The 22,426-nt window shown below is 44.8% G+C and carries 16 protein-coding genes; 8 read left to right on the forward strand and 8 right to left on the reverse strand.

Annotated elements, in window-relative coordinates; all coding sequences use genetic code 11:
• Window positions 1-7: 7 nt before the first annotated feature.
• The 3 genes from GKS34_RS04335 to GKS34_RS04345 are packed head-to-tail and all read right to left on the reverse strand — an operon-like array spanning window position 8 to window position 3,000.
• Window positions 8-901, reverse strand: coding sequence for a phytanoyl-CoA dioxygenase family protein (locus GKS34_RS04335; RefSeq protein WP_163383556.1), 894 nt, complete (start codon window positions 899-901; stop codon window positions 8-10).
• An 11-nt stretch (window positions 902-912) separates the two neighbouring features.
• Window positions 913-1,674, reverse strand: a complete 762-nt coding sequence (locus GKS34_RS04340; protein ID WP_163383557.1) for a 3-keto-disaccharide hydrolase — start codon at window positions 1,672-1,674, stop codon at window positions 913-915.
• Between the two features lie 27 nt (window positions 1,675-1,701).
• Entirely contained in the window at window positions 1,702-3,000 is a 1,299-nt protein-coding gene (locus GKS34_RS04345) for a Gfo/Idh/MocA family protein (protein WP_163383558.1), read from the reverse strand.
• Between the two features lie 187 nt (window positions 3,001-3,187).
• Here GKS34_RS04345 and GKS34_RS04350 point away from each other — a divergent pair, with 187 nt between their 5' ends.
• From GKS34_RS04350 to GKS34_RS04365, 4 genes are all read left to right on the forward strand, one after another.
• Window positions 3,188-6,073: an FAD-binding and (Fe-S)-binding domain-containing protein gene (locus GKS34_RS04350; protein WP_163383559.1), complete on the forward strand. Its 2,886-nt coding sequence runs from the start codon at window positions 3,188-3,190 to the stop codon at window positions 6,071-6,073.
• Between the two features lie 221 nt (window positions 6,074-6,294).
• Entirely contained in the window at window positions 6,295-7,398 is a 1,104-nt protein-coding gene (locus tag GKS34_RS04355) for an acyltransferase family protein (RefSeq protein ID WP_163383560.1), read from the forward strand.
• Between the two features lie 160 nt (window positions 7,399-7,558).
• Window positions 7,559-8,776 carry an alginate lyase family protein gene (locus GKS34_RS04360; RefSeq protein WP_163383561.1) on the forward strand — a complete coding sequence of 406 codons (1,218 nt, stop codon included), beginning with the start codon at window positions 7,559-7,561 and terminating at the stop codon, window positions 8,774-8,776.
• A gap of 127 nt (window positions 8,777-8,903) precedes the next feature.
• Window positions 8,904-9,902: a DUF3667 domain-containing protein gene (locus GKS34_RS04365; RefSeq protein ID WP_205602016.1), complete on the forward strand. Its 999-nt coding sequence runs from the start codon at window positions 8,904-8,906 to the stop codon at window positions 9,900-9,902.
• 368 nt (window positions 9,903-10,270) lie between these two features.
• Here GKS34_RS04365 and GKS34_RS04370 read toward each other — a convergent pair whose 3' ends face one another.
• On the reverse strand, window positions 10,271-11,323 hold the full coding sequence (locus GKS34_RS04370) for an alginate lyase family protein (RefSeq protein WP_163383563.1): 1,053 nt from the start codon (window positions 11,321-11,323) through the stop codon (window positions 10,271-10,273).
• A gap of 106 nt (window positions 11,324-11,429) precedes the next feature.
• A complete protein-coding gene (locus GKS34_RS04375) occupies window positions 11,430-12,305 on the reverse strand; it encodes an AraC family transcriptional regulator (protein WP_163383564.1) in 876 nt (291 codons plus the stop codon).
• 155 nt (window positions 12,306-12,460) lie between these two features.
• Here GKS34_RS04375 and GKS34_RS04380 point away from each other — a divergent pair, with 155 nt between their 5' ends.
• From GKS34_RS04380 to GKS34_RS04390, 3 genes are read left to right on the forward strand one after another with little or no spacing between them, the layout of a single operon-like run.
• Complete coding sequence (locus GKS34_RS04380) at window positions 12,461-15,961, forward strand: PVC-type heme-binding CxxCH protein (RefSeq protein ID WP_163383565.1); 3,501 nt, start codon at window positions 12,461-12,463, stop codon at window positions 15,959-15,961.
• A gap of 22 nt (window positions 15,962-15,983) precedes the next feature.
• On the forward strand, window positions 15,984-16,844 hold the full coding sequence (locus tag GKS34_RS04385) for a sugar phosphate isomerase/epimerase family protein (RefSeq protein ID WP_163383566.1): 861 nt from the start codon (window positions 15,984-15,986) through the stop codon (window positions 16,842-16,844).
• 36 nt (window positions 16,845-16,880) lie between these two features.
• Complete coding sequence (locus GKS34_RS04390; protein ID WP_163383567.1) at window positions 16,881-17,996, forward strand: Gfo/Idh/MocA family protein; 1,116 nt, start codon at window positions 16,881-16,883, stop codon at window positions 17,994-17,996.
• A gap of 131 nt (window positions 17,997-18,127) precedes the next feature.
• Here the strand turns inward: GKS34_RS04390 and GKS34_RS04395 are convergent, their stop codons facing one another.
• On the reverse strand, window positions 18,128-19,276 hold the full coding sequence (locus GKS34_RS04395) for a helix-turn-helix domain-containing protein (RefSeq protein ID WP_163383568.1): 1,149 nt from the start codon (window positions 19,274-19,276) through the stop codon (window positions 18,128-18,130).
• A 250-nt stretch (window positions 19,277-19,526) separates the two neighbouring features.
• On the opposite strand from GKS34_RS04395, the gene GKS34_RS23560 reads away from it, so the two are divergent.
• Window positions 19,527-19,661, forward strand: a complete 135-nt coding sequence (locus tag GKS34_RS23560) for a hypothetical protein (protein ID WP_262888546.1) — start codon at window positions 19,527-19,529, stop codon at window positions 19,659-19,661.
• Between the two features lie 31 nt (window positions 19,662-19,692).
• On the opposite strand, the gene GKS34_RS04400 is transcribed toward GKS34_RS23560, so the two are convergent.
• Entirely contained in the window at window positions 19,693-21,312 is a 1,620-nt protein-coding gene (locus tag GKS34_RS04400; RefSeq protein WP_163383569.1) for a T9SS type B sorting domain-containing protein, read from the reverse strand.
• 45 nt (window positions 21,313-21,357) lie between these two features.
• Entirely contained in the window at window positions 21,358-22,425 is a 1,068-nt protein-coding gene (locus GKS34_RS04405) for a fibrinogen-like YCDxxxxGGGW domain-containing protein (protein WP_163383570.1), read from the reverse strand.
• Window position 22,426: the final 1 nt, after the last annotated feature.

The following is a 22,426-nucleotide window of genomic DNA, read 5'->3' on the forward strand; positions in this document are numbered from 1 at the left end:
CTACTTTTCAGGCCTTTGGATAAATTTTTTCCCTGTCCAGTAAAAGTGGAAAAAACTGACCTTCTAGCTTTTCCCCCGGCCGAAACACCGGCACTCCAGCCAAAAGTTCCTGATCAGTATTGGATTGAGTTCCATCCGCGAATACATTTAAAACGAAAGCCCTTCGAGACCTTTCGGACTTGTTTTGGTAGGATCCGTGGACCATTAGAGGATGATGAAATGTACCGTATCCTTTTTCCATTTCTATAGGAACAGGCCGAAATTCTTTTTTCTGTGCGTCGGTAAGGTAATCCATCAGGCCCTCCATATCCCCGGCCAACTCCGGCTTGTCCAGCAAACCCCAGCGGTGGCTTCCTGGAACATAGTAAATGCATCCGTTTTGAATGTCTGCATCGTCTAAGCCTACCCAACACGTAAGGTGCTGCATGGGCACTGAGCGGGTCCAATAGGAATAGTCCTGATGCCAGGCCACCACTCCCCCATGTTTGGCTGGTTTACAGAACAATTGATCGTGCCAAAAACGCACGGATTTATCATCCAAAAGCTGACTGGCAGCCATTAAAAATGCTGGATTCCACAAAATATCGTGAAATCCTTCCTTAATACGCCAGTGACCTAACGAATGAAACAAAACCGTATTGGGGTCCTCTGACTCATTGGATTTGAACTCGTAAAACAATTCATTCCCGGGGTGATCGGGGTCGATCAACGCTTCCAACTCATCATTTAGCTGGTCAATTTGCCAGGAATCCAATAATTTGATATGGGAGAGGTAGCCATTTTCTTTGAAAAAAGCAATTTGTTCCTCCGAGAGCCGGTACTTTTCCCATTCTTTTTCCGATTGCGGCCACTCAAACAAATCAGATAGGAGTTCATGAATCCGGGATAGATCGTTCACCATAGTTATCGGAATTAAGGATTGGGTAATAACGGAGCTATTTGCTCCGGAGAAGTAACTCCAGGAGGAAGTGGGGTGACTGTCAGGTTGCGGAAATGAATCGGAGCCCCCTCCGATTCCAGGCAGATATACCCTTTTTTCTGCGTCGACTGGCTGATGCCGTTTACAAACTTCCCGTTTACAGATAGTTTGATGACACCATCTACACAAACTACGACGTAGGTGTTCCACTCTCCTTTGCCCAAACAACGGTTTTCGATGGATTTACTCCGGGTTCCCCGTGGGTTGTCGGGAACAGTTTCTACTCCCCCCACTCCAAATAACTCTCCATGCACATAGGCTATGGGCGGTAACTCTCCGTCTGGCCTTTTATTTTGGTTAACCCAGTCCAATTCCAACATTTGTACCTCCACTCCATCAGGAAGGCGGTTTTCTCCAGGCACGGCTCCAGACCAGACAAAGGTTCCGGAATTCCCTCCGGCCTCCATATGCTTCCATTCCACATGCATAATGAAATTTTCGTATTGATTTTCAGACCGGATAACTCCTATGGGCAGGCCTTCACAAACCAATTCATCTCCTTCAAACCTCCAGGTATCCGCGCCCGTATTGACATCAATCCAGCGAATGCCTTTCTCATTGGTGTTCTTTCCATGAATCAAGGCATTCAGATCTTGCTCCTTTCCAAACTCAAACAATAAATCCTGGGCCTTCAGTTGTGCGGAAAAAAGCAGCAGGAAAAATAAAAATAAAGGTATTCTTTTTCTTTTATTCATAAAATTAATATTAAGCCTCATCAGATGCTACACCACTTTAGTAATTCCCGGAACAGCAATAGGCGGCACCTCAACCACCAGATCCCAACGGTAATCATCCGCGGCTGGCCCCAATTTATGTTCGCTATTCATTGCCTGCTCCCAGGTAATGGTTTGCCCACTGTAGCCCACCATTCGGCCTAAAATGGCAAGCATGGTGCTATTGGCCATCAGCTCGCCTTCGTTCATGGGTTGGCCAGCCCGGATGGAGGCAAAAAGCTCTTCGTGTTGGGTCTCGTAGGGATTGTTGGATTCGCCCTTGTAATCCCAACGTTCGGGGCCCATAGTGGCATGGATTCTTTTACCTATGTCCACGGTTGCAAAACCTTCCGTACCAGCAATATCTACTTTATTGGTATTGGAACAACCTTTCTGTTGCCTGCTGAAATGCACTCCTTTGATGTTGTTTTCGTATTCGTATTCGATGGCAAAGTGGTCGTAAATATTACCCCACTGAGATTCCGTCCTGGATTGCCTTCCTCCGGTTCCGGTAGCCTGTATAGGCAACCTGTCACCCAGGGCCCAGGACATCATATCCAGACTGTGAACCATCATCTCTACGATATAATCCCCTGATAGCCAATCGTAATAGTACCAATTTCTCAACTGGTACTCCATTTCGGTCCAGTTATCCTGCCGGGGCTTATACCACAAACCACCACCATTTCGGGCGGTAAATACGGTGGTCACATCACCTATTTCCCCAGCTAAAATTCGGCTAAATAAGGCTCGTTTCGGAAAGTCATAACGAAAGGTAAAGCCCGATACCACAGATAGCCCTTTTTCTTTCGCTTTCTTGGCGGAGGCCAATACACTGCGTACACCAGGAGCATCTACCGCCACTGGTTTTTCACAAAACACATGCTTGCCTGCATCCACAGCAGCTTTGAAATGTGCCGGTCGGAAAGCAGGCGGGGTAGTAAGGATCACTACATCTACACCCGCATCCAAAACTTTTTGGTACGCATCAAAACCTACGAATTTCTGAGCATCGGAAACCTTTACTTGTTCCGGATTTATTTTTTTCAATGACTGATAGGACTCTTCCAGGTAATCTGAAAAAATATCTGCCATGCAGGTAAGTTCGGCATCCTTGTCTGCTTTAAGGGCTTGGGCGGCTGCTCCGGTACCTCTTCCACCGCAACCGATAAGTCCTACTTTCAAAGGTTCCCTTCTGGCGGCGAAACCCTGGCGAATGGAAAATCCCATAGGCAACACCGTACTGCCAATTACTGCTGTACCAGTGGATTTAAGAAATGTTCGCCGATTATTGTTTTTGCTATCCATAATTTAAAGCTACGTTATTTCGGCCTACTGACCTGTCTTTTTTCGAAATCAAGCGTAAAATACAATTTGTCTTTTCAAGTTCAAACAATTTTTATATCAAAAACAGCAGCCAATTAGATAAAAAAAGGCGCACTTGTTATCAAACCACAAAAAATAATATCTTTGAACAAATTGACAATAATCACCCATGCAAACGAATCCCTCAACCGCCGCGGGCACTATATCCAATCTGCTTGCTGGTATCAAAGGAGAAGTACTGACAGATCCCTATTCACTAGGCATCTATGCCACTGATGCCAGCATTTATCAGATTTTTCCGGTAGCCGTAGTTTTACCAAAAGACGAAAACGATGTGAAAAAGGCCCTTGAATGGGCGAATAAGAATCAAGTTACCATTTTACCCCGCGGGGGAGGCACCAGTCTGGCCGGGCAAACGGTCGGAAAATCGATCGTTCTGGACTTCTCCAAATACATGGACCAAACGCTGGAAGTCAACACCAAAGAAAGATGGGTTCGTGTTCAGCCTGGAAAGGTGCGGGATGTTTTGAACGAGGAACTCGCCCCCTTGGGTCTTCATTTTGCCGTAGATCCAGCCACTTCCAGCCGGGCGAATGTCGGAGGGATGGTAGGCAACAATTCCTCCGGAACCAAAAGTATCCTATACGGCAAGACGGTGGACCATGTATTGGAAGCCACCGTGCTGCTGGCGGACGGAACGCGTTTGCATTTGAAAAATACCGACCCAAAAACATACCAGGAGATCGCCAATCAGGATTCCAGGGAGGGAAAAATTTACCGAAACTTTAAAGAAGTTATCAACAAAAACCGGGAACGGATCGAACAGAAATTCCCCAAAGTCATGCGCCGTGTGGGGGGCTACAACCTGGACGAATTCATCCATACTTCCGATTGGAACCTGGCAAAACTGATCACCGGAAGCGAAGGTACCTTAGCCACTACCCTGGAATTAAAACTGAATCTCGAACCTTTACCTCAGTTTAAGTCCGTTTGCGTGCTGCATTTTGATGAATTATTGGATGCTGTTGGGGCGGTTACGAGCATCCTTCCCTACAGCCCTTCTGCAGTCGAAATCCTGGATAAAATTGTGGTGGATCTAAGCCGTGAAAACCTCACCACCAAAAGGCATTGTCATTTTATTCAGGGAGACCCCGCCGCCATTCTGATCGTAGAATTTTACGGGGAAAGTCTGGCAGATGTGATGGACAGGCCGACACAAATGATCAAGGAATTGCAGGAAAAGGGCATGGGTTATGCCTTTCCCTTATTCCCGCAGGGCCCGGAGTACGAGGATGTATGGGTGGTGCGAAAAAAAGGACTTGGTCTGATGCTAGGTATCAAGGGTAAGAAAAAGCCTCTGCCTTTCATAGAAGATGCCGGAATTCCTACCCAATACCTGCGAGAATACATTGACCGAACCCTGCAAATTTGTAAAAAACACCAAACCGAGGTGGCTATGTACGCCCACGTAAGTGTGGGAGTCATCCATGTCCGGCCGATCCTGGACCTGCGGCAGCAAACGGATATTGAGCGGTTGGAAGCCATTGCAGAAGACACCTTCAATCTGGTAATGGAATACGGAGGATCCTGGAGTGGAGAGCATGGAGACGGCTTGGTACGCAGTCCGTTTAACGAGCGTTTTTTCGGTAAGGAATTATACCAGGCCATGATCCAAGTCAAGCGACTTTTTGATCCTGAAAATCGCATGAACCCTGGTAAGATCGTCGAGGCGGAATCCATGTCCAAAAACTTGCGTTATGGTAGCCATTACAAAGACCAGGACCTGGATTCGGTCTTTCACTACCGATCCGAACAGAGCTTTCAGGAATCCGTCCACATGTGCACTGGTGTGGGGGAATGTCGTAAATTACTAGGAGGTACCATGTGTCCCAGTTTCAAAGCTACCCGGGACGAAGAGCATAGCACCCGTGGCCGGGCCAATGCCCTACGCATGGCCATGTCGGGTCAACTGGACGATAAAGGACTAAGCAGTGAACGACTACAGGAAACCCTGAGCCTGTGCCTCAGTTGCAAGGCCTGCAAATCCGAATGTCCCAGTAACGTGGACATGGCCAAAATGAAAAGCGATGTGATGCAATGGTATTACGATGCCAATGGAGCCGGCCTACGAGATAAAATGATCCGGGATGCAGCCATGATGGCCAAACAATTTTCGGGGATCCTCGCCAAACCGGTTAATTTACTCCAATCTTCCCCCTTGTTCCGGAAAAGCCTGGAAAAAATGGCGGGATTTGATAGCCGACGCACGCTTCCTTCCTATGCGACTCAACCTTTTTACAAATGGTTTGGAAAAAACGGAAAGAATCAACCAAAAACCGGTAAAAAAGTAGCTCTGTTTGCCGATACCTACCTAAACTACCACGAACCGTCCATTGGCAAGGCAGCATTGAAATTGCTCAACGAATGCGGATACGAAGTGGTTCTTGCGAATGTAGGCTGTTGTCAACGACCCAAAATTTCGCATGGTTTTCTGAGAGAGGCAAAAAAAGAAGGGCTTTCTACCGTGGAGAAGTTGCTTTCCTATATCAACCAGGGCCTTCCAGTGCTTGTCTGCGAACCCAGTTGTGCCTCAGCCTTAAACGATGATTTTCCCGATTTACTGGATGAAAAAGAAGTAGCAGCAAAATTGAAAGAAAACGTGCTGATGATTGATGTTTTTCTCGCCCGGGAAATGGAAAAGGGAAACCTGAACGTAAAATTACGCAGCAAGGGCGCGAATCTTCGACTCCATGGGCATTGCCATCAAAAAGCCCTGTATGGGACCCAAGCCATGAAAAACACCCTGAAAGATCCCCATTCCTGCACGGAAATTCCTTCGGGTTGCTGCGGGATGGCGGGTTCCTTTGGCTACGAGAAAGAGCACTATGCCCTATCCGAAAAAATCGGTGAAGAAGTGTTGTTTCCAGAAATCAGGAAAGCTCCTGCGGACAGCGAACTGGTGGCCTCCGGATTTAGCTGCCGTCACCAGATTGCTCATTTTACAGGTAAGAAGGCAAAACACTGGGTGGAGTGCGTGGAGGTGATTTCCGATTGAAGTTGCTTTGCTAAACATTGACTATTTCCTTATCTAAAAGAAAAATTCAGGGCCATATTAATAAATACAGACTATCCTTTTTTTTTAAACCCTCTAATTACACCGGGCAAAAGAATTGGGTTTTACGAAAAACAACGATAATGAATGGCGGGGTTAAACTATTTATTCTATTTTTACCAGAATTAGCAGTTGAAAAATTAACCGAATAATCCAACCTTTAAATGAATGATATCCCCCAGCGCCCCCCCCGTATCCTCTCGATTGATGCCTTAAGAGGATTTGACATGTTACTGATTATTTTTGCCGATCGCTTTTTTGCATCCCTTCATCAGGGAGCAGATACTGCATTTACGGGATTTCTGGCTAGGCAATTTGAGCACCCGGAATGGTTTGGCTCCACCTTTTACGATATCATCATGCCGTTATTCCTTTTTGTGGTCGGGGCGGTGATTCCTTTTTCCCTTTCCCAGCGCATGCAGGAGCAAAATAGCAAAGGGCAACTCTATGGAAAACTGATCAAACGATTCATTATTCTTTTTATATTGGGCTGGATTGTACAAGGAAACTTACTGGCACTTGATGCCGGTCAGTTCAAGGTCTTTAGCAATACCCTACAGGCTATCGCCGTCGGCTACGTCTTTTCTTGCCTGGCATTTATTCATTTGAGTCGCAATGGCCGATACCTTTTATTCGTTTTTTGCTTGCTTTCCTATGCCCTGCTGCTCACGCTTCCCCAGGTCCCGGGAGTAGGAAGAAGCACACTCATGCCCGACCAAAACTTTGCCCTTTATGTGGACCGGCTGGTATTTGGCCCTTTTGACGATGGACTGCAATATACCTGGTTGCTTTCCGGTTTGGGATTTACGGCTACCACCCTATCCGGCTTGTTTGCTGGGGAGTGGATCAAATCCGACATGCCGCGTAAGAAAGTGGTCCTCTATCTGGTAGCTGCGGGTTTGATCGCCCTCAGCCTGGGGCTAATTTGGGGTATTTGGCATCCCATCGTGAAAAAAATCTGGAGTAGTTCCTTTGTCCTCGCTTCGTCCGGAGTATGCTACCTGCTGCTAGCTGCGTTTTATTGGATTATTGATGTCAAAGGCAAAACGGCCTGGACCTTTCCCTTAAAAGTAATTGGTATGAATGCCATCACGGCCTATGTACTTTCCCATGTCATCGATTTTCCTGCCATTGCAGATGATTTGGTTTTTGGTCTGGAACAATACAGCGAAAGCTGGTATCCGATGTGGACCATTATCGGGGGGTTTGCAATACTTTACTCCTTACTTTGGTACATGTATGTAAACAAAACCTTCGTTAAGGTTTAAGTTAACCCAGTGAAAAAAAATCGATCAACGAAATGCATTTTCAACCCGTAAAAACGAGAATGACGAGAAAGTGAAATTGTGGGATGATTATTAGGCATGCGAGATTCCCTGTCTGTCGACAAGCAGACATCTGGCCGGTAAAAAAGAAAATTATAAACCTATGAAATTCCTCACGGCTCAATTGTTTCTTGGACTCCTTTTGGTATTTCTCCTCACTGAAAAAGCCAATTCACAGACTGGAGTAGACCAGACAATGGGAGTACTTGTTTCTGCAGCGGAACTGGCCGAAATCAAAACCAAAGCCCTTCAAGGGGCAGAACCCTACAAAAAAAATTACCAGGAATTCCTGCACTTTATAGACAGCTTGATGGCAGTTTCTTCAGAATGGAAAGAGCTCTCGAAAGAAGTAATCGTGTACGATCGAAGTTCCACGAGTCCTATTCAACTAAGTTCGACCGGGGCCAAACTCGTCTACGGAACAGCCCTTGCTTTCCACCTTACTGGAAAAGAAAAATATGCCCAAAAATCACGCTCACTGATTCTGGACCTTACGGATACCTATGGGTACCGAAATGATGCCAAACGCGCCTTTCACTGGGGCGCCCAGGGTATTTTAAATTTAGCACGCGGCGGCACTCCGTACATTTATGCAGCAGACCTGCTGGAGTCCTGGTCAGGATGGTCGCAAAAAGACAAGCTCAGCTACCAGGTTTGGTTACGGGATATCATGTATCCCAAAGTGGCTTGGGCAAGTCGTTGGAGAAAGAATAATTGGGGGGTGGCCGGTTCTTTTTCTTCAGCGCTTATCGCCTGGTACCTGATGGACCATCCCGACTGGAAGCTGGAGGAATTAAGCCCAAAGAAGCAAACATTAAGCCCTAAAGAAGCTTTTGACTCGCATAACCAGTACCAGATCGGCCGATTACTTACTACAGATGAATGGAAAATGGATGGAAAAGTAGATCTTTGGGGTATTTTACCCCAGGGAGCCATTCCTGAAGAAATCCGTCGGGGAGATGACCCGATTGATGGCGATCACCTGCCGACCGACGGAAGCGGCACCCATTACACCATGACCTTTATCGAACACCTTACTGCACACGCAGAATTTCTTAGGAGACTTGGAGACAATAGTTTGTACGATCACGTCGCTAAGGATGGTTCCGGTTCGCTCCTTCAAGCCTACCTATTTCTGATCGATAATCCCGTAAAATCCCATTGCTTTACACCCAATCGGATCAACGCCCTTTACCTGGCCTACAATTACTACCGGCATCCTGCCCTGCTTTCCTCACTGGATGAATGTGGACCTGGCAACATTTCCGGACAGCGTTTAGCGCTCTTTGGAAGGCTCACCCGGCCCATTACGACTAAATAAAAATTAAATCTGGATAGCTAAAAGTCAGCGAATCTGAAGTATTTTTGTTTCTAGTTTTTATTACCCATCTGAAAACCCAGTGAAAAAAGAGCGGAAACTAGACCATTGCTTAAATTGTGGCAGAAGTTTGCCAGAATTGGAAAATTTTTGTCCCAATTGCGGGCAGGAAAACAAAGATCAAAAAGTTCCGGTTGGCGTTTTTATAGAGGAATTGCTCACCAGTCTTTTTAGCTTTGACGGTAGGTTCTTGCAGACCCTGACTGCCTTTTTTTTCAAACCTGGCAAACTGACACAATCCTTTAATGAAGGCCAGCGCAAGAAATATACCCACCCAATAAGGCTTTACCTGGTATTTTCCCTGTTTTATTTTTTCATGATGGGCTTTCTAATCCCAAAAGACTTTTTTGACAGGATATTGAATGCAGGACAACCTACCAATATGGCCACATACCAGGAAATAATCGATAAGGAAAGCGGTGAACCAGTGCCGGTTGACAGCGCCGCTATCAAAAAAGCCCTGAGAAAAGTAGATGAAATCCAGTCGGAAAATTTTTCAAATGTATCTCCTGCAAACCGCGGCACCAACACGCCAAATCATTCCTGGAAAGCACTCCGTTTTTTATCCATTGACCCGGAAATAAGCGCAGAAGAGTTTGGACGGGCTTTGGACAGCAGCTCTTATGCATTTGATATTGGACTACCGGTACAAAAAAAGCGGGATCTGGTAGCCCATTCCAATTTATTCCTGATCCAGGTGGCAAAAAATCTGCCCCTGATGATGCTCTTTTTACTTCCTGTTTTTGCTTTTTTTATACATCTCTTGTATGCAAACAGATCGGTCTTTTACATTGAAAACCTGATTCTTGGCTTTCACCTGCATGCTTTTGCATATGCCATTTACGGCATAGTAATTCTTTTGACTTTTTTTGGAGGAATCCAAAGCAGCTGGTTAATCCTCGGAGCATTTGTATTGGTAACAACCTACGCCTATCTCTCCTTTCTGAAAATATACCGGCACCACTGGTTCAAAACCCTGATCAAATTCTGGATACTCGGGGGCCTTTACCTGGCAGTATTGCTTAGCGGGATGGCAGCGGAATTGTACCTTTCCTTGCTGCTTCTTTGATATAGGATAAATCCCCATCTAACCTATTGGATTACAAAATTGTACGAATTACGGATGCTATTCCTTTCCAAAGCAAATTGGCAATTCGCTGTTAACGCAAGGCGAATATGAATCAAAACAAATCTCATCTTCCGTGTACTGCCTGGTGAAATTAACGACATAAAGAATCAAACTCAGGTTACTCATGCTTCCCAATCCCCTGATGCCGGATGAAAACCAACTCATTTACACCCCGGGTCGCGACTCCTGCCTCGGGTTACCAGAGGTTACCAAGATTGCACCCCACTGCATTGTTGTATGATGTACTGGCCAGATGATTTCTACTTTTGATAACGACATATTTCCAGCAGTGACAATAAATCCGGTTTTCACAAGTCTTGATCCAATACAGCAGCTATTTGACACAAGGGCAAACTACATTGTTCCATACGGTATTTATCGTCAAAATAACCTGCCAGTGTCATGGTTTCGTATGCCTTTTCAGGTTCATAAGCCACACCGGGTTGGTATTTTTCCAATCCTGCCGCGGCCCTTTCCTGATCCAGTTTTACTTTTGAATTTTCCCATTGCCGGTAAACTTTCTCCCCCCTGGCATAAGGCAGCACATAATCCAGCGAACGCGCCACAGAGGCACCATCAGCTGTTTCCTTGTAGAAAAAGTCCTTTCCACGACCAGCTTCCTGCTCTAAGGTAATTAAAAATTGGAGAAGGGGTTTTAACCCGCTAACATGATAACTGAGGGCATCCCGCTGGCGTATATCTGCACTGCTACCGTCTGAAAAAAGGGCATGCTCCACATAGTAGGCCGCTTTTTCCTCTGCCCAGGAAACAAGCTTGTCATCTTCCAACAACAAACCTATAGTCCCCACCAGATTGATGCGCTTGGTTTCCCAGTTATTTAAAGGAACCCGGTCATTCCCGATTTCAGCTGTAGCGATTTTTCTCAACCAGTCTTCCATAATGAATTGCTGCCGGCTTTCCATATAGGGTTTCAAATAGGAATAGGCATAAACTACAGGAAGCAATTTATTCTCGTTAATCGGGTTGCCGGTAGGTTGGAACATGGCTGCCCAGCCCTGGCTAAAATCCATCATCTTTTTCAGGCTATGGGCATCTTTAAAGAAGGCATGGTGCCAATAAAAAAGGGCCAGCTTATCCATGTCTTCCAAATGGCGAACCGTTTCAATACGGGAAGGGTTATTGTCGAGTAATCCTTCGTAATGTATTTCAACGAGCGGATCAGGTTCGTCTTCCCTAATGTCCGCAACTGCTGCCTGCAATTCTTCCCGGACGGATACAGGTACTTCACTGGAAGCTAATGATTTTAGTGCTTTAGGATGCAACAGGGTTCCAAAATCAGGGTAGATGGCACCTACCTGTAGGAAAATAAAAGCGTGCAAAACAGTTGAAATCAGCATCATGGTTATCTGGTTTTGGTATACCTGATCCTAAATTTAATACTTTTTCGATGCCTAAATAAAAAAACCAGAAAAATGCGTTGGGGATGGCAATGCGGGTCTTAAAGTTTTAATCAAAACGATGGATAAAATCCTTTTTGTAAGCCAGCGGAGTCATCTTCATTTTTTCTTTGAATTGCTTGTTGAAATTAGATAAGGTGTGAAAACCACACTCGTAACTAATTTCACTGATGTTCATATTTTCCCTTTGCAATAATTTGCAGGCATGGCCAATTCTCACTTCGGATAAGAAATCCGAAAACGACTTATTCATTCTTGATTTGAAGTACCTTGATAAGGAACTGCTGCTCATATTGATGAGGTCCGCTACCTCTTCCAGCTTAACGGGCCGCTGAAAATGATCCATTACAAAAGCATAGACTTTACTCATCCGGTCTTTTTCTGATTCCTTATTTGTATTCATATACCCAGATTTTACTATTGGGGAAATTTCCGTGGACCGCGCCAATCGTTGCAATATTTCCAACAGGCCAATAATGCGCTCCAGGCCTCTTTTTTTAACCAGGCCTTCGAGTAAGGGTCTGATTACCTCGTTGGTCTTTCCCCCTATTTCCATGCCCATGGCAGCTTTTTCTAAAAGGATTTTCAATTCCTCAAATTCCTCTTTTGCCAATAGTTCTTCCCCAATAAAATTTTCCGGAAAGTAGACCACAATTCCCTGTGTCTCCAAGGAGCTGCCCTTTTCAAAATATTCCAGGTCATTTCGCCATAGATGAGGTAAATTGGGTCCGGTAAACACCAGGTCGTTTTCTTTAAATGCCCTCATGTCGTCACCCACAAAACGAGTACCCCTGCCCTTCTTAACCCAAAACAGTTGGTATTCCGGATGGAAATGCCAGTTTTTGTCAAAAAATGGAGCCACAAGTTCTTTGACCACAAAAGCATTTTGCTCCGGAATACGGGATTTTTGAAAGGGTTTTTTCACCGAGTAACAACTTTATGCTATTAATAAGGCTAAATTTATAAAAAAATGACAAAAAACAGTAGGTATTGGGTAAAAAACAGTAAGAAATACACTTATAAATACCCCAAATTAGTATATTGAAAACACAAGACAATAGTACCCAAACGAAAATCAAAATGAAATACTACGGGTTAATCGCCATTGCTGCACTCTTTTGGATGGGCTGTGGAAATCAATCAACAGAAATTAGCCTTTCTGATGGCCCCAGACGAGCCGAAATCCTATTTTTGGGACACGAAAGCACCCATCACAATTCTGAGAAGCTGATGCCCACTTTAGCCAGGCATTTATTTCAGAAGGGGATAAACCTCACCTATACTGCAGACCCCAATGACCTGAATCCGGAAAAACTCCGGCTATACGACGGCTTGATGATTTATGCAAATCATGATGAGATTACTTCTGATCAGGAAAAAGCGCTCAAAGACTATGTAGAAGGTGGAAAAGCCCTTATACCAATCCATAGTGCTTCTTTTTGTTTTCGCAATTCGGATTGGTTTGTACAAACCGTAGGCGGACAATTTTCCTCCCACGGTACCGGAGATTTTACTGCCTCGATAGTAGATGCTTCGCATCCGGTAATGAGCGGAATTGAAGAATTTGAAACCTGGGATGAAACCTACGTTCATTCCAACCTTAACGAGGACATGACAGTGCTTATGGAACGGGTAGATGGCGAGCACCGTGAACCCTATACCTGGGTACGATCGCAAGGAGAGGGCCGCATATTTTACACGGCCTATGGTCACGATGAAAGAACCTGGGATCAACCGGAATTTCAGGAATTGGTAGCCAATGGCGTACTTTGGGCTATAGGCGACGAAGTGGCCGCTCAGGTTGCGGAATACGACATACCTCAGCCCGTATTTGAAGATGCGGAAATTCCCAACTACGAAAACAGAGACCCTGCACCCAGGTACCAGCTCCCGCTTTCCCCCGAGGAATCCATGAAATTGGTACAGGTTCCGGTCGGGTTCGAATTACAACTTTTTGCTTCCGAACCCGATATTATCAATCCCATGGCCATGTGCTGGGACGAAAAAGGCAGGCTTTTTGTCATTGAGACCACCGATTACCCGAATGAAGTGCGGAAAGATGGTGGCAATGATAAAATCAAGATGCTGGAGGATACCGACGGAGATGGTCGCGCAGACAAGGTCACTGTTTTTGCAGATGGCTTAAACATCCCTACAAGTCTGGTTGCCGTAAATGGTGGAATAATGATTTCCATGGCACCAGATTTTGTTTTTCTGAAAGATACGGATGGAGACGGAAAGGCGGATTTGAAAGAAACCGTCATTACCGGTTGGGGAAAAAGCGACACCCATGCCGGCCCCTCAAACCTGAGGTACGGGTTTGACAATAAAATTTGGGGTGTCTTGGGTTATTCTGGCTTCCAAGGCAAAATTGATAACAAGCCTTTTTCGTTTAGTCAGGGAGTATACCATTTTGACCCCGACGGAACGGATTTTGAGTTTCTTGGAAATACGAGTAACAACACCTGGGGCCTTGGCTTCAGCGAAGAATTCAATGTTTTTATTTCTACTGCCAACGGGCAACACAGTGCTTACCTGGCGATGCCCAGGGAGTATGTCAGAAGACCTGTAAATGGGGGTTCCGTAAATGCCGTCCACGGAATAGACAGTCATTACGACATGCCGCACCTCACTCCTTTCCTCCGGCAGGTCGACTGGCATGGCGGTTATACAGCAGCTGCCGGTCACCATTTTTATACGGCCCGGAATTTCCCTAAATCATACTGGAACCGGGTAGCTTTTGTCGCGGAACCTACCGGAAGGGTATTGCACAATGCCATCATCGAAAAAGACGGTTCCGGATTCAGCGAAAAAAATGGCTTTAATATTCTGGCCAGTTCGGACGAGTGGTTTTCACCGGTTCATGCAGAAGTAGGTCCTGATGGTGCCCTGTGGATAGCTGATTGGTATAATTTTATCATCCAGCACAATCCTACACCCAAGGGTTTCGAAAATGGCGAAGGCAATGCCTATATTAATCCGCTGAGGGATGCCAAACACGGTAGAATTTACCGTATGGTCTACAAGGGTTCAGATGATTACACGGTCATGGACATCGATCCAGACAGCAATAGTGATCTGATTGACGGATTGAAAAGCGACAATATGTTCTGGCGCCTGACCGCCCAACGCCTGATTGTAGAAAATCAAAATACAGACCTGATTCCCGAGCTTTTAAAACTGGTAGACAACCAGTCTGTAGATGAAATAGGACTCAATAGTCCGGCAGTTCATGCACTGTGGGCCCTTCACGGACTTGGGGCATTGGATGGTTCCAACCAATCGGTCAACCAGGTTGTCGCCAGGGCTTTGAATCACCCTGCTGCAGGGGTTAGGAAAAATGCCTTGCAGGTACTGCCGCGAAATGTGGTCAGTCTGGAAGCAATATTGGCTACCAATGTGCTGGAAGATAAAGATTTGAACACGCGTAAAACGGCCTTTTTGACACTGGCCGATATGCCAAGTTCCGAAGAGGCATCTAATTTATTGGTAGCGTCCACTGATGCCGATGATAATAGCGAAGATCCTTACCTGCCGCAGGCGATATTCGCTTCGGTTCTTTCCCATCCGCAATCTTTTGTAAAGCTTTCGGACAGCATGCTGGACCTAAATAAGCCGGATTCCCTGTTGTCTCTGCGGGAACGTGTATCTAAAAGTCTGGTATCCGAACAATACAACCTGGATCGCAGGGCAGGTATTCCCTACCCTCCAGAGGTATCAGGAAAGGAAATACAACTTCAGGCTACCCTGAGTAAAGCGGACGAACCGCTGGAGGGAATTATCGTAGCTCAGGGAAACAGCAACAACGGCTACAGTTTGTATATTCAGAATAACCGAATAAACTGGCTGGTACGCCAGAATGGTGAGACCTATCAGGCCTCCTCCGGAACCGGCCTTCCTTCTGAACAGTTTGTACTGAAAGCAAGTCTGTCAGCAGATGGAAGCATGGTTTTAAGTATCGATGACCGACAGGTCGGTACAGCCAAGGCTCCGGGATTGTTTACTCAGGAGTTAGATCCAAATAGGGTTCGTATTGGTCACGACAATATGGGCTCCAATCAAGTGGGTCCCTACCCGGATCGATTTTACTTCAGAGGAAGGATGAATAGCCGTAGCTCTCACCTCAACCTAAAAGCGCCGACCTACAGTACTAATGAAAGTACTCCCGAAAATACGGTTGAAAACCAAAATCAGACCTCGGACGGTGCCGTGACTATAAAAATGGGGGTGATCCAGCATGAGATGAAATTTGACAAACCCACTTTCACCGTTAAAGCAGGGCAACAGGTCACTATTGATTTTACCAATGACGATTTCATGCAGCACAACATGCTGATTGGTAAAGCAGGCAGTCTGGAAACCATCGGCAAAGCCGCGGATGAACTGGCTCGAGATCCAAATGGAGTTACCATGAATTTTGTTCCACAAATTCCCGAAGTTTTGGCTTCCACACCTTTAGTCAATCCGGAAACCAGTGAAAGTCTGGTCTTCACTGCTCCAAGTGAACCTGGAGAATATCCCTACCTATGTACGGTACCGGGGCACTGGAGAATCATGAATGGAATCATGATCGTCGAATAGTTTTTTCATTAAATATTAAATAATGGCGTTAGATATAAAATTGGGAGTCACTACCTGGCTGTGGACCTCTCCATTCAGCACGGAAACGATTTCTCTTTTTCCAAAAATCAAAAAAATGGGGTACGATGCGGTAGAAATACCGGTAGAAGACCCGAACTTAATTGACAGTAAAACAGTCAAAAAAGCACTGGAAGATCATGGTTTAAGCCCGATCATTTGCGGAGCATTTGGCCCCAGCAGAGATTTGACCCATGAGGATCCTTCCTATCACCAGACAAGTTTTGGTTACATCCAGAAATGCCTGGATATCAGCGTGGAACTGGGGGCCAAGTTTGTCGCAGGCCCCATGTATTCCGCAGTGGGTAAAGCCCGATTGGTATCAGCCGAACAAAAAAAAATAGAATGGGACCGGGCCGTCACCAACCTTCATAAAGTGTGTAAAATGGCTGAAAAATCCGGGCAGGAAATTGCACTGGAGGCTTTAAATCGCTTTGAGACCGACCTGATTAATACCACGGAAGAACTCATGCGCCTGATTTCCGATATCAACCACCCGGCAGCCAAGGTACTTCTGGATGGATTTCATATGAACATTGAGGAACCTAATATAGAAAAGGCCATTTTGCAGGCAGGAGATAAACTGATTCACGTTCAGGTTTCCGAAAATTACCGGGGAACCCCCGGTACCGGACAAACGCGCTGGGAAGACTATAAACGGGGATTGGAAAAAGTCAATTATAAAGGCACCATCACGATCGAAAGCTTCACTCCGGAAATCAAGGAATTGGCCGGTGCCGTCTGTATCTGGAAACCCCTGGCAGCCAGTCAGGATGCCCTGGCATCCGATGGTTTCCGCTTTCTAACGGACTGGGCCAGTACCTGAATTTAACCAATTGCATCATAAAAAATTACCCTTACTATGTCTAACAAAAAACTGAACATTGCCATCATCGGTCTGGGGTTTGGGGCGGAATTTATTCCCATCTACCAAAAGCACCCCATGGCAAATATGTATGCCATCTGTCAGAGAAACAAAGAAAAACTCAACGAAATCGGAGATGCGTTTGCCATCGAAAAGCGCTATACCGACTACGATGAACTGCTAAAAGACCCGGATATAGACGCGGTCCATATCAACACTCCAATTCAGGCTCATGCCGAACAGTCCCTCAAGGCATTGCGTGCCGGCAAGCACGTAGCCTGTACCGTTCCCATGGCTACCACAGTTGATGAATGCCGTCAAATTGTGGAAGAGACCGAGAAGTCCGGACTTACCTACATGATGATGGAGACGGTGATTTACAGCCGGGAATTTCTCTTTGTCAAAGACATGTATGAAAAAGGAGAAATGGGCAAACTGCAATTTCTTCGTGCCAGCCATCAACAGGAAATGGCTGGCTGGCCGGGGTATTGGGAAGGGTTGCCTCCCATGCACTATGCCACCCACTGCGTAGGTCCGGTACTGGCATTGCCGAAAGGACAAGCGGAATATGTTTCCTGTTTTGGCTCCGGAAGGATAGACGAAAACCTGATTGAAAAATATGGTTCTCCTTTTGCCATCGAAACCTGCCATATTAAGCTGAAAGACTCGGATTTATCGGCAGAGGTAACCCGCTCCCTTTTCAATACTGCCCGGCAATACCGGGAAAGTTTTGATGCCTACGGTTCTGAAAAATCTTTTGAATGGACCCTGATCGAACATGAAGACAGTGTGGTGCACACCGGTGAAGAGCCTTCCAGGGTAAAAATACCGGACTATGGCCATCTTTTACCTGAGGAAATTGCCGGATTTACCCAGCAAGGGGTGTATGATTCGGATGAAAACCAGCATCTTTCCTTTATTCAGGGTGCAGGTCATGGAGGCTCCCATCCCCATTTGGTTCATGAGTTTCTTACCGCTTTAAATGAAGGAAGGGCACCTTATCCAGATGCGCGCCAATCAGCAAATATCACTTGTGTGGGAATTTTAGCCCATGAATCCGCCATGAAAGGCGGTGAAATCATGAAATTGCCTGCGTTTACTTTGAAGGCTTAAAGTAAGAAATAACCATAAAAAAGGCCGGCCGGTAATATTGGCAGGCCTTTTTTATATATTAAAGTTGTATGAATTCCAAGTTCACAGGTCATTATCATTTTTTATACCGGAATTGGATAAATTCTATCTATTTAGTGTATATTCTCCTGAAACCCTTTCCAAAATTCGCTGGGACTTGTGCCCATTTCCTTTTTGAAAGCATTAAAAAAGGTAATCCGTGAATTAAATCCCGATTGTTCGGCCAAAGCGGCCAAGGTATAATTATCCAGGTAGCCCTGTTGAATGAGGTGGATGGCGTGATTGATCCGGTATTGGTTAAGTAATTCGTTGAACCTTTTCCCAAATTCACCATTGATTACATGGGACACCTGATTTTTTTGAATTCCTAAAAGTTTAGAAAATTGAGCCAGATCTAGCCCACCCTCCAAATACACCTTTTCATTCTCCAATAAATTGATAATTTGCTTTTTTATGGGAGAGACTTGATTTCCATTTGAGGAAATGTCCACTTTTTCTCCAATAACAGCTCCATCCACTGGTACCAAAAGGGAATCGACTTGCCTGTACGCCGGGATTTTGCCCATTTTAATGGAATTAAATTGATGGTTGGGCTTGAAATTAATGTAAACGTTTAAGAAAAAAAGGCCTACTAATGAGAGTTTTCGCAAAAGGGAATCAAAACCTTCAGAAGTGGCTAATCGGAAAACACTCAATAGCTCCACCACCAAAAAGGAAAACTGAAAAATCACCACCCAACCCATACAGACCATTACCACTGCCAGCCAATTTACGGAGTTCGGCTTAAATGCATCTTGAAAAAATCGGGGTTTTAAGCTGTAAATCCAATACAGGAGGTAACTGTAATAACCCGTCTGAAGTAAAATTCGAAAGACATAATGGAAGCGAATGGGTATCCACCCGCTGGCTATACTATCTATTTGAAGGGGGTCCGCAACAGCCAATGCGGCATTTTCAAGTTTGAACGTTGAGGGCTCCAAAAAATAGGGAATCAAGTCCAGATAATGGATCACTACCGGAATAAAATGCAACCAATCACTTCTCCTCCAATCACGGGTTTTTTCCAGGGAATTTCGGACATAAACATAAAACAAGGGGGCACACAAATACAATAAAGGGCTCATTACCCTCAGCATGGAGGGCATGTCCAAAATGTATCCGGCTTCTATCCATAAAAAATAGACCATCAGAAAAAAATTGTAAAGAAATAAAGAACTGTCCAAAAACCGATCGTTCGATCGCACGGAAATGTCCTTGACCATTAAAAGTAAACTATTGAATACCCCTACTGACAGTAAAATAATTATAAAAAGAAGCCCGATTTCCATTCGTACCCAGAAAAAAACAAAGATTTTGTCAATTATACAGAGAATTGACAATACCTTAACTAGAATTCCAATAAAAATAAAAATCGTTGGAGCAGTTTTGTGTAAATCCATTAAAATGGCAACTGATGCGGCTCTCAACGGCCATTTTATGGGTTGTCCAGAGATATTTTTTTTATGAATCAACATGAAATCGAGCCTGCCTTTGGCAGTCAGTAATAACAAAACCATCAACCTGTGGTATGCCCAGAAAGCTGTTGGGGGGGGTAAGCATGCGGACGCCTCCCGATTTCTGGTCGAGACCGGTATCTTATTATTGTAAAAAAATATAAAAAGATTAAATCCTTGGGCTTTTAGTCTTTCAATAGGTTTAGAATCCCGCTTCGAATGGTGTCAAATTCTCGGATTTCGATGGTCCAGAAATAGGTACCAACAGAAAGGGTTTTTCCATTCCAGGTTCCATCCCATCTTTCATCAGGATTTTCGGTATAAAACACCCTTCTACCACTTCGTTCAAAAACCTGAATCCTTACCCCCGAAAAGAACCTTAACTCTGGTACACCCCAGGTATCGTTGATCCCATCCCCGTTAGGGCTAAACGTATTATTTACCAGAATATCATTTATATCAGGCCGGTGCCTGGTAATTTCGAAAAATTTATCCAGCACATTCCCATCTCTATCCTTAACCCTGACGATAATGGTAAATTTTGTTCTCCCCTCCGCCCTTGAATCGCTTTTCCAAAACAATGTGCTTCCTTTGATTTCAAACAAAAGATTATCATAGCCCTCATCCAGCAATTTTATCCAATGCATATCATCAAAACCGTCTACAACAGAAAAATCCCCCACTTCAAAACTATATGAATCTTTAACAACAGTGAATTCCATACTACTCAAAAGTATATCTTCCGGGCCTGCTTTGGGAAGCACTTCTACCGACAACTCAGGAACAATCTCAAAGGGATTGAAAATACCATTTGCTAAATCAATTTGTCCATTAACCTTATAAGATCCATTCCTAAAAATATCAACCATTTGAAGCTTCCAATGGACTGGAATCTGCTCCAGTCTACCATTTCCTGTCATCGCCAAAACACTATCTGGTAAATCAAGTGACCAGCTGGTATCTCCCCATGAAACAGTTTTTTCCAGATTTTCCAGTATTGAAATAAGGGATCGGTTGTAAATGTAATCCGAAATGCCATCACTATTACTATCCACAAAATCGATTTCATCATGGGGATTTGTTTGATCAAGCATTTCAATATAGTCCGGTACCCCGTCTCCGTCGGAGTCTAAATAATTCCCGGTATTGTTCCAATTAGTGATTTCTAACAGTTCCTGCACATCGGGAACCTCATCGAAATCACTGTCTTTAGTATTCGTTTTAATGGTGAATTGATTGCTTTCCGACCATTCACTATACTTTTCGTAAACTACACTGGTACCAGTAACAGGTACAGGCAGCATTTGCCAATCCCCTTCCGATTTACTCATTAAAGCTTTCAATACAAATGGCTTTGGTTCAATGGCCTCTTCCCAACCAAAAAAAAGATTGGTTTCGGGTTTTTTACCTACAAAAATCGGATCAATGGACCAGGTAAAGGGTAAGGATGAGCCTGAAGGCAGGGATTGCATCCCGAGGGCATAAGCCGAACCTTCCTGATGGGCCGTCAAGTGGACAATGGTCTTGCTGTTAATCCCTACCTCCATTTCATAAGCACTTCCGGGAGATAACTCATTGGTAATTATTCTTGCCTCAGGACTTGATAATTGGATATAAGTTGAACCCCTTAGCTGGATACCTGCCGGATGGATTAACCGGCTTTTGTCTCTGAGCTGTATACTTGGAGTACTTACTGTCATTCCAGCCTCTTTGATACTCAGAATTGCATTTCCAGCCAGGGTCAATTCCTGTGCCTTGGCCCTAAAGAAAGAAAGAATCAATATCAACACTAAAAAATTTTTCATTGTATCCTTCGAGTTACTAAAATATCCATAACCATTTTTTAAAGTTTACCTTACCCAATAATAAATTGGGCCTGGATTGGGATGTAGTGAACTGATCCAGGGTGATGGGCCCCATCCTGAATGGCTTGTAATCAATGTCCCCCACCAATTCCCTGAACCATTATCAGTTGTCAGGAATGCATTACTATAGGCAGACCTCCAGGGCATCCTCGGTTGTACTGAATCTGAGTTGCCTAAATTATAGGGGTAAGTATCAAAGGAGATGTCCCTGGTAATATCAGTTTGGGAATTATTTGTTTTTACAAAGGTATATTCCTGATTGGCCGTAAAAATACCACCCCACCTGTTTCTGGCTCTGGCTTCCATCATAAACTGAAATCCACCGGCACTCTTTTTTATGGCATCTGCCCAGGCAACTATGGAATAATTGGCGGACAAGGACGGTGAATTTTGATTGCGTAGAATCGCATTACTAAAGGTCCAGCCTGAATTACTAACATTGCACATGATTAGTGTCCAGCCTCCGCCATCGGTGGTCATGTCCGCATAAATCCGAAAAGGCTCCCCGGCATTTATAGTAGGATGAGCGATCCAATAATAACCGTCTTCCGATTCCGGATAATCCTGTTTTATTTGGTAGGCGCTGGTAGAAGCCGTTTCCATGCTTAACCCGTCATTAAACCGAATCCGCTTTTTCTCTCCGAAAAACGTCAAACCTCCGGAGCCCCCTTTCCTGCCATTGGCATTGACATAGCTGTTTCCTGAATCAATAATCGCTCCAAAGGAATTTGTAACCAAAATATGAGCTACTGTCAAGGTGGTACTGATAGATGAACTGAAAAAATCACCGGCAGCAGCTTGTGTGGCAGTGATCGTGGTTTCTCCCGGATTTACGATTTGGACAGTTGAACCGGAAACAGTGGCTACCAAAGCATTACTGCTGGTAAAGGAAAATCCTCCTTCGCTATCACTTGTTGGAGGAGTAATTTCAAAACTATCCTCAAAAGTATTCTTTATAAGGGGATTGAAATCACCAAATTCGGGGTTGAGGGTTTGTGCCCCCGCCCCGGAAATCAAGCTGAAAATCGAAAACAAAAGGACTATTTTTTTCATG

Source organism: Cyclobacterium jeungdonense, assembly GCF_010994275.1.
Classification (GTDB): domain Bacteria; phylum Bacteroidota; class Bacteroidia; order Cytophagales; family Cyclobacteriaceae; genus Cyclobacterium; species Cyclobacterium jeungdonense.

Coding starts and splice junctions, on each gene's coding strand:
- GKS34_RS23560 (WP_262888546.1), top strand. CDS start 19,527: ATGAAATCGAGCCTGCCTTTGGCAGTCAGTAATAACAAAACCATCAAC.
- GKS34_RS04340 (WP_163383557.1), bottom strand. CDS start 1,674: ATGAATAAAAGAAAAAGAATACCTTTATTTTTATTTTTCCTGCTGCTT.
- GKS34_RS04360 (WP_163383561.1), top strand. CDS start 7,559: ATGAAATTCCTCACGGCTCAATTGTTTCTTGGACTCCTTTTGGTATTT.
- GKS34_RS04370 (WP_163383563.1), bottom strand. CDS start 11,323: ATGATGCTGATTTCAACTGTTTTGCACGCTTTTATTTTCCTACAGGTA.
- GKS34_RS04380 (WP_163383565.1), top strand. CDS start 12,461: ATGAAATACTACGGGTTAATCGCCATTGCTGCACTCTTTTGGATGGGC.
- GKS34_RS04355 (WP_163383560.1), top strand. CDS start 6,295: ATGAATGATATCCCCCAGCGCCCCCCCCGTATCCTCTCGATTGATGCC.
- GKS34_RS04345 (WP_163383558.1), bottom strand. CDS start 3,000: ATGGATAGCAAAAACAATAATCGGCGAACATTTCTTAAATCCACTGGT.
- GKS34_RS04385 (WP_163383566.1), top strand. CDS start 15,984: ATGGCGTTAGATATAAAATTGGGAGTCACTACCTGGCTGTGGACCTCT.
- GKS34_RS04395 (WP_163383568.1), bottom strand. CDS start 19,276: ATGGTCAAGGACATTTCCGTGCGATCGAACGATCGGTTTTTGGACAGT.
- GKS34_RS04405 (WP_163383570.1), bottom strand. CDS start 22,425: ATGAAAAAAATAGTCCTTTTGTTTTCGATTTTCAGCTTGATTTCCGGG.
- GKS34_RS04350 (WP_163383559.1), top strand. CDS start 3,188: ATGCAAACGAATCCCTCAACCGCCGCGGGCACTATATCCAATCTGCTT.
- GKS34_RS04400 (WP_163383569.1), bottom strand. CDS start 21,312: ATGAAAAATTTTTTAGTGTTGATATTGATTCTTTCTTTCTTTAGGGCC.
- GKS34_RS04390 (WP_163383567.1), top strand. CDS start 16,881: ATGTCTAACAAAAAACTGAACATTGCCATCATCGGTCTGGGGTTTGGG.
- GKS34_RS04335 (WP_163383556.1), bottom strand. CDS start 901: ATGGTGAACGATCTATCCCGGATTCATGAACTCCTATCTGATTTGTTT.